This is a genomic window from Fluviirhizobium alvei (assembly GCF_030551875.1).
In the GTDB taxonomy this organism is placed as follows: Bacteria; Pseudomonadota; Alphaproteobacteria; order Rhizobiales; family Rhizobiaceae; genus Rhizobium_E; species Rhizobium_E alvei.
On the sequence record NZ_JAUOZU010000035.1, the window covers coordinates 1 to 1,654 of the forward strand.

General features: G+C 56.5%; 1 protein-coding gene and 1 pseudogene. Both read right to left on the minus strand.

The features are described 5' to 3' along the window. Positions 1–1,202: MCP four helix bundle domain-containing protein (locus tag Q4481_RS24530; RefSeq protein WP_304379056.1), on the minus strand; the 1,202-nt coding region annotated here is incomplete at its 3' end. A 165-nt stretch (positions 1,203–1,367) separates the two neighbouring features. Further along, positions 1,368–1,654 (minus strand): annotated as a pseudogene (locus Q4481_RS24535) (methyl-accepting chemotaxis protein); the annotation flags it as partial.

The following is a 1,654-nucleotide window of genomic DNA, read 5'->3' on the forward strand; positions in this document are numbered from 1 at the left end:
TCGGTCTGGCGGGCGATTTCCTGCACGATCGAGATCTTCTCGGCAATCGTGCGCATCGCACCGACGGCACGACCGACAGCCTCGCCGGACACTTCCGCGTCCTTGGCCGACTGGCGGGCGATCTTTTCAGTCTGGGCGGCGTTATCGGCATTCTGCTTGATGTTGGCGGCCATCTCTTCCATCGAAGCGGACGCTTCTTCAGCCGAAGAGGCCTGTTCGGTCGCACCCTGCGACAGCTGTTCGGAGCTGGCAGACAGTTCCTGGCTACCCGAGGAGACATTGACCGAGGCCGAAAGCGCATCGGCAACAACGCCACGCAGTCGTTCCACCATGCTCTGAAGTGCGAGACCGAGCGTATCCTTGTCCGAGAGCGGCTTCGGCGTCACCATCAGGTCGCCATTGGCAATCTGGTCGGCAATGTTTGCCGTATTGCGCAGGTTGCCGGTCATGACGTTGATCGTGGTAACGAGATCCTTGATTTCGTCGTTCGTCTTGATCTCGATGTTCTGGTTAAGATCACCGAGCGACACAGCGTTCGCAACAAACTGGATCTTCTTCAAACCTGCGCTGATGCTCAAAGCAATCCAGGCGGCGATAGCGATGGCGGCAATGATAGCCAAGGCAGCGACACCAACCAGGATGTTACGCGTGCTGTTGTAGAGGACATCTGTGTCAACGTCCGCCTGATTCATGTCATCGCGATTCTTTTCGATCCGCGTATTAATGATTTCTTCGATGCCGTCGACAACGGCGCGCGCATCCACGGTTGCAAGCTTGATGGCACCCACCCTGTCGCCTGCCTGGGATAGCTGGAGGATCTTTCCATCGAGCGCGACGATCTGAGCATATTCGGCCTCCACAGACTTCCAAGCCTGCTTGCCCGCGTCGCTCGAAGCCTTCTCCTGCAGAAGTCTAACGAGTTCGACGAACTTGTCCTGGTTCGTCTTGCTCCGTTCCGCATATTTCTGGAGATCGGCCGGATTCTCTGACAAAGCCATGTTGGTCTGGGCGCGCGTGATGCGGAGCTGTATGTTTGCAAGCTCCTGTGCCTTCTCCAATCGAAGCGCAGGACCAGAGATCACATCGGAGATCGACTGGTTCAGGACGCCGAGACTGTAGATTCCATAGCTCATCGCTCCAATCAGGAGGGCAATCATAAATCCAAATGATACAGCGAGTTTCGCCTTGATGGTAAATCGCATTTGAACTTTCCTTTCGTGATGAGAAAAATTTTTCTGTCGTTTTGGTTGAACGATACCGACGAACAGCTGGCGACACGGACATCCGTGTTGGCAATCAATCAGGTCGCGACTTTATGGGCGGTGTTGGTAGCGCGCTTGCTCGCGCGCTGCCAATTCATTTGGATTTCAGGCACTTTCCCTGAAATCATCGTCGTCGGCATCGGGTCCACCCATCGACATGTCGAGGGCAAAACCCTTGCTGCGTGTTGCGCTCATGGATGAAGCGGTTGGCGCCTTCTTCGGCTTTACCATTGCCGGCTGCCGGGCTGCCGGAGCAGCCATCTTCGCTGCCGTCGCGCGGAGCTTCTCAGCATGGTTCTGCTGGCGGTTGGCCGAATTGTCGACCTTGAAGAAGGCGATGGACGCCTGCAGCTCTTCTGCCTGGGCGGCGAGCTCTTCGGAGGTGGCCGACA